Origin of the sequence: Caballeronia arvi, assembly GCF_001544695.2 — a bacterium.
Lineage (GTDB): Bacteria > Pseudomonadota > Gammaproteobacteria > Burkholderiales > Burkholderiaceae > Caballeronia > Caballeronia arvi.
Map to the genome: position 1 here is coordinate 1 of NZ_FCOM02000241.1, position 1,321 is coordinate 1,321.

The window sequence follows — 1,321 nt, forward strand, 5'->3', positions numbered from 1 at the left end:
GGCTATGCCGCCCCAGAAGAACGTTGGTGCCGCAATGCGTCCATATGGTTGCACAAATCTGTGGCTGCCGACGCGTCGGCGCCAATGGGTGACTGGCTCGCAATGCGGGCGGTCCGCATGACTGCTCATCGGGGACGGCGGTACGACATCCCATTCAAGTTTTAGGGCTGTGGCTCCAGTGGGTAACCGGGGCTTGTCGGCCGTCGTCGTCAGCTCTACGCGAAACAGCGCGTCACATCAAAGGGCTTTCGCTCCTTCAGGATATGGAAGCACGCGCGGGCCAGCTTGTGTGCGAGGGCCTTTCGCGCGAGAACCGCATTGGTCCTGGTTTTCTTGCGCTCGTAGAAGCGCTTGGCATCTGCGCAATAGCGCATAGCAAAGGTGGCCGCTTCGATGAATGCCCAGGACATGTACGAGTTACCGTTCTTTGTGTTGCCTTCGCCTTTTTTCTTGCCATTGCTCATGCGCTGGCTGTCCACGCAGCGCGCATAAGAAGCGAAATTACCAACGCTGGGGAAGCGCTCAATCGAACCCACCTCCAGCAGAATCACAGTCGCAAGAGTTTGACCAATACCCGGCACTGTCGTCAGTAACGCGTAGTCGGGATTCGGCGCGACCTTTTCATGGAGACGCTTTTCCACGAGTTCAATCTGTGAGGAGAGCGTTGTGATGACCGCGACATTTGCCCGAACCGCGAGTGCTACTTCGTCCGGCAGATGCATCTCGTCGATCGTATCTCCGTCCAGCCGTTTGACCTGATTGCTTGTGATCCGCGTGCCGAACTGGCGTGCCGTAATGTTTTCAACCGCAAGGATGTGGCTGGAGCGGCTGCGCACCAGTTGCATCCGTTTTCTGGCCAGATCGCGCACGGCGCGGTGCTGTGGCGGCAGGACGGTGCCTGTCGGAAGAATTCCCAATCGCAGCAGTTGAGCAAGGTAACGCGCATCGGTCTCGTCTCCGCTGTGCTTGAGTCCGTCGTATTTTTTGATCGCCGTGGTGTTGGCCAAATGCACTTTGAAGCCGGCGTCCTGCAGTCCATCGACAAGCCAGTACCAGTTGAACGTGGATTCGACTACAACGCCGGCCAGCTCCATCTGCCAGGGCGAGAGAAACGCAAGGATCTTCGGCAGGTCGTTCGGCAAACGCTTTTCTGCGACCACCTGATCCGCTTCGTCGGTCACAGTCACTACGCTGTTGTTCGAGTGCAGGTCAATTCCGCTATATTTCATCTCAGCCTCCCTTCGGTTGAAGCAGTTGGCAAACTCACTTTAACCCCGTCGCCTCCATGACGACGGTGGGAGGCCCGCTAGATGATTTTCAA

General features: G+C 57.3%; 1 protein-coding gene. It reads right to left on the reverse strand.

Features of this window, described 5'->3' with window-relative positions:
* Positions 1-215 precede the first annotated feature (215 nt).
* Complete coding sequence (locus tag AWB74_RS44620; protein WP_061152812.1) at positions 216-1,229, reverse strand: IS110 family RNA-guided transposase; 1,014 nt, start codon at positions 1,227-1,229, stop codon at positions 216-218.
* Positions 1,230-1,321: the final 92 nt, after the last annotated feature.